We start from the raw sequence: 4,197 nt of genomic DNA, 5'->3' as shown, positions 1-4,197 counted from the left end.
CTGCAAGGCGTCGTGACCTCGGATCAAAACGAGCAGACGATCACCGTCCTCGTCGAGCGTCGCTTCAAGCATCCGCTGCTGCACAAGACCGTGCGGAAGTCGAAGAAATACCGCGCCCATGACGCGGAAAACAAATTCAAGGTCGGCGACAAAGTGCGCATTGAAGAATGTGCGCCGATCTCGAAGACGAAACGCTGGACGGTGGTAAGCGACGCTACGGCGTAAGCACTGCCCTAAAGCTCAATCGAAACCCTGGGGAATAAGCCCCAAAGGTCGGGAGAAACCAAATGATCCAGATGCAGACCAATCTGGATGTTGCTGACAACTCCGGCGCGCGCCGGGTTCAGTGCATCAAGGTCCTGGGTGGTTCCCATCGCCGTTACGCCTCTGTGGGCGACATCATCGTGGTGTCGGTGAAGGAAGCCATCCCGCGCGGCCGCGTGAAGAAAGGTGACGTCCGCAAGGCCGTCGTCGTGCGCACCGCCAAAGAAGTCCGCCGTGAAGACGGCACCGCAATCCGCTTTGACCGCAACGCCGCCGTCATCCTGAACAACCAGGGTGAACCGGTCGGCACCCGTATCTTCGGGCCGGTCGTACGCGAGCTGCGCGCCAAGAACTTCATGAAGATCATCTCGCTGGCTCCGGAGGTGCTCTGATGGCTGCGAAACTGAAAAAAGGCGACAAGGTCGTCGTCCTTGCCGGCAAGGACAAGGGCAAAGAGGGCGAGATCACCTCGGTCAACCCCAGCGCCAACAAGGCCGTGGTCGAAGGCATCAACGTTGCCATCCGCCACACCAAGCAGTCCCAGAACAGCCAGGGCGGCCGTCAGCCGAAAGCGATGCCGGTTGACCTGTCGAACCTCGCGCTGATGGACAAGAACGGCAAAGCGACCCGCGTCGGCTTCCGCATGGAAGGTGACAAGAAGGTCCGCTTCGCCAAGACCACGGGGGACGTGATCTGATGCTCGACACAGCAACCTATACCCCGCGCCTCAAGGCCGCCTATCAGGCGACGTTCCGCGCCGCTCTGAAAGAGCAGTTCGGTTACAAGAACGACATGCAGATCCCGCGTCTGGACAAGATCGTCCTGAACATGGGTGTCGGCGAGGCCGTGAAGGACACCAAGAAGGTCAAGCAGGCCGCCGAGGAGCTGTCGCTCATCGCCGGTCAGAAGGCCGTGATCAACAAGGCCAAGAAGTCGATCGCCGGCTTCCGCGTTCGTGAAGAGATGCCGCTTGGCACCAAGGTCACGCTGCGCGGCGACCGGATGTACGAATTCCTCGACCGCCTGATCACGATCGCGCTGCCGCGCGTCCGCGACTTCCGCGGTGTCAAGGGCACGTCCTTTGACGGTCGTGGCAACTACGCGATGGGCCTGAAGGAACACATCGTGTTCCCCGAGATCGACTTCGACAAGGTCGACGAAGTTCTCGGCATGGACATCATCATCTGCACCACCGCGAAGACTGACGCGGAAGCGAAGGCGCTGTTGAAGCAATTCAACATGCCCTTCAACAGCTGATCGCGGAGGAACGACGATATGGCAAAGAAATCCATGGTGAACCGCGAAGTGAAGCGCGCCAAGCTTGTGAAGCAGCATGCTGCCAAGCGCGCCGCACTGAAAGCGATCATCGAAGACCAGTCGAAGCCGATGGAAGAGCGTTTCAAGGCGACGATGAAACTGGCGAAGATGCCCCGCAACTCTTCGGCAACGCGGATCCACAACCGCTGCCAGCTGACGGGCCGTCCCCACGCCTATTACCGTAAACTCAAGCTCAGCCGCATCATGCTGCGTGATCTCGCCTCCATGGGCCAGATCCCCGGCATGGTAAAGTCGAGCTGGTAAGGAGGTCGAGAAATGTCGATGAACGATCCTCTCGGCGATATGCTGACCCGCATCCGGAACTCGCAGATGCGTGGCAAGTCCACCGTCCGCACGCCGGCTTCCAAGCTTCGCGCCTGGGTGCTCGACGTCCTCAAGGACGAGGGCTATATCCGGGGTTACGAGGCCACGACTTCAGCCGACGGTCATCCGGAGCTTGAAATCAGCCTGAAATACTTCGAAGGCACGCCGGTGATCCGTGAGATCAAGCGCGTCTCGAAGCCGGGCCGCCGGGTTTATTCCGGTTCCAAGGACATTCCCTCGGTCCGTCAGGGCCTGGGTGTTTCCATCGTCTCCACGCCGAAAGGCGTGATGTCGGATGCAGCCGCACGAACCGCCAATGTTGGTGGCGAAGTGCTCTGCACCGTATTCTAAGGAGGGTTTCCCATGTCCCGTATCGGCAAGAAACCCGTAGAAGTCCCGTCAAACGTCACCGCGACGATCTCGGGTCAGGTCGTGGAAATGAAGGGTCCGAAAGGCACCCTGTCCTTCCACGCGACTGACGATGTCACGATCACGCTTGAAGGCAACGAAATCTCGGTGAAGCCGCGCGGCACCTCCAAGCGGGCCCGCCAGCAATGGGGCATGTCGCGCTCCATGGTGGCGAACCTCGTTCAGGGTGTGACCGAAGGCTTCAAGAAGGAACTTGAGATCAACGGCGTCGGCTACCGCGCGAACATGCAGGGCAACACCCTGAAACTGTCGCTCGGCTACAGCCACGAAGTGAATTTCGAGGTCCCGCAGGGTGTCACTGTCACGACCCCGAAGCAGACCGAGATCGTCGTTGAAGGTACTGACGCCCAGCTCGTCGGTCAGGTCGCGGCCAATATCCGCGAATGGCGCCGGCCGGAGCCCTACAAGGGCAAGGGCATCAAGTACAAGGACGAGTACATCTTCCGCAAGGAAGGCAAGAAGAAGTAAGGACCAGACAGATGGCAAACAGCAAACGGGAACTGTTCCTCAAGCGCCGCCTGCGCGTCCGGAACAAGCTTCGCAAGATGGCCGACGGACGCGCGCGTCTCTCGGTTCATCGCTCCTCGAAGAACATCAGCGTGCAGCTGATCGACGACGTCAACGGCGTGACGCTCGCCTCGGCCTCTTCCTTGGAAAAGGATCTGGGGATCGTGGGCAAGAACAACGTCGAAGCGGCGGCCAAGATCGGCAAGGCAATTGCCGAGCGCGCGAAGAAGGCCGGTGTCGAAACCTGCTATTTCGACCGCGGCGGCTTCCTCTTTCACGGCAAGATCAAGGCTTTGGCCGATGCTGCCCGCGAAGGCGGTCTGAAGTTCTGATACCGGCGGGTGGCGGCAACGCCACCCCGATGATCCGGGTCCCCGATCCAGTCGGGGACACCTGGATTGGCTAAAATGGCGCCAAGGCGCGCCACCATTCGAAGGAATGCCAGATGGCAAGAGAAGACAACCGCGGGGGCCGTCGCGACCGTGACGAAAACCCGGAATTCGCCGATCGCCTCGTCGCGATCAACCGTGTGTCGAAGACCGTGAAGGGTGGTAAGCGCTTTGGCTTTGCGGCTCTCGTCGTGGTCGGTGACCAGCGCGGCCGCGTCGGTTTCGGCAAGGGCAAGGCCAAGGAAGTGCCGGAAGCGATCCGCAAGGCGACCGAACAGGCAAAGCGCAGCCTCGTCCGCGTGCCGCTGCGCGATGGCCGCACGCTGCACCACGATATCGAGGGCCGTCATGGCGCTGGTAAAGTCGTGATGCGCACTGCACCGGCCGGTACCGGGATCATCGCCGGTGGTCCGATGCGTGCCGTGTTCGAAATGCTGGGCGTTCAGGACGTCGTCGCCAAGTCGATGGGCTCGCAGAACCCCTACAACATGATCCGCGCCACGATCGACGGTCTGAAGCAGGAATCGAGCCCCCGCATGGTCGCGCAGCGTCGCGGCAAGAAAGTGGCCGACATCCTGAAGAAGCCGGAAACCGAAGCGCCCGCCGAAGCGGCAGAAGCTTAAGGAGCAGGCATCATGGCTAAGAAAACCATCGTCGTGAAGCAGATCGCCTCGCCCGCCCGTCGCCCCGCCGTTCAGGCCGCGACGCTCAAGGGCCTCGGTCTCGGCAAGATCAACCGCACCCGTGAACTGGAAGACACGCCTTCCGTCCGCGGCATGGTCAACAAGATCCCGCATCTGGTGACCATCGTCGAAGAGCGCGGCTGACGTCGAAACGCTTTGCAAGAGTTCTGAAGGCGCCCCGGGAAACCGGGGCGTTTTCTTTTGGCAGAACTGTCGAACATTTTGATCCGCTGTGCGGGCTTTGCTGACGCTCGCCAGACTCACGGCTACGGCCGCTCCCAGCC

The 4,197-nt window shown here is 60.9% G+C and carries 10 protein-coding genes; all 10 read left to right on the top strand.

The annotated features are described in order from the left end of the window. Positions 1-225 (top strand): 30S ribosomal protein S17 (rpsQ, locus tag WBB85_RS11660; RefSeq protein WP_432638783.1); only part of this gene is annotated, 225 nt, incomplete at its 5' end. A gap of 62 nt (positions 226-287) precedes the next feature. Next, entirely contained in the window at positions 288-656 is a 369-nt protein-coding gene (gene rplN, locus WBB85_RS11655) for a 50S ribosomal protein L14 (RefSeq protein ID WP_022705624.1), read from the top strand. Further along, positions 656-961: a 50S ribosomal protein L24 gene (rplX, locus tag WBB85_RS11650; RefSeq protein WP_432638782.1), complete on the top strand. Its 306-nt coding sequence runs from the start codon at positions 656-658 to the stop codon at positions 959-961. The genes rplN and rplX overlap by 1 nt, the downstream gene beginning before the upstream one ends. Next, positions 961-1,521: a 50S ribosomal protein L5 gene (rplE, locus tag WBB85_RS11645; protein ID WP_432638781.1), complete on the top strand. Its 561-nt coding sequence runs from the start codon at positions 961-963 to the stop codon at positions 1,519-1,521. Before rplX ends, rplE begins: the two co-directional genes overlap by 1 nt. A gap of 18 nt (positions 1,522-1,539) precedes the next feature. Further along, a complete protein-coding gene (gene rpsN / locus WBB85_RS11640; RefSeq protein ID WP_432638780.1) occupies positions 1,540-1,845 on the top strand; it encodes a 30S ribosomal protein S14 in 306 nt (101 codons plus the stop codon). Positions 1,846-1,857: 12 nt separating this feature from the next. Further along, positions 1,858-2,256, top strand: a complete 399-nt coding sequence (gene rpsH, locus WBB85_RS11635) for a 30S ribosomal protein S8 (RefSeq protein ID WP_432638779.1) — start codon at positions 1,858-1,860, stop codon at positions 2,254-2,256. Positions 2,257-2,268: 12 nt separating this feature from the next. Then, positions 2,269-2,802 carry a 50S ribosomal protein L6 gene (gene rplF / locus WBB85_RS11630; RefSeq protein ID WP_432638778.1) on the top strand — a complete coding sequence of 178 codons (534 nt, stop codon included), beginning with the start codon at positions 2,269-2,271 and terminating at the stop codon, positions 2,800-2,802. 11 nt (positions 2,803-2,813) lie between these two features. Then, a complete protein-coding gene (rplR, locus tag WBB85_RS11625; protein WP_432638777.1) occupies positions 2,814-3,173 on the top strand; it encodes a 50S ribosomal protein L18 in 360 nt (119 codons plus the stop codon). A 113-nt stretch (positions 3,174-3,286) separates the two neighbouring features. After that, the gene (rpsE, locus tag WBB85_RS11620) at positions 3,287-3,853 is read left to right on the top strand and encodes a 30S ribosomal protein S5 (RefSeq protein WP_432638776.1); all 567 of its coding nucleotides are present in this window, start codon (positions 3,287-3,289) and stop codon (positions 3,851-3,853) included. A gap of 12 nt (positions 3,854-3,865) precedes the next feature. Further along, entirely contained in the window at positions 3,866-4,057 is a 192-nt protein-coding gene (gene rpmD / locus WBB85_RS11615; protein WP_263335700.1) for a 50S ribosomal protein L30, read from the top strand. Positions 4,058-4,197: the final 140 nt, after the last annotated feature.

Origin of the sequence: Albidovulum sp. (assembly GCF_049646345.1) — a bacterium.
Classification (GTDB): Bacteria; Pseudomonadota; Alphaproteobacteria; order Rhodobacterales; family Rhodobacteraceae; genus Albidovulum.
This window is presented reverse-complemented; position numbering and strand designations above follow the sequence as displayed.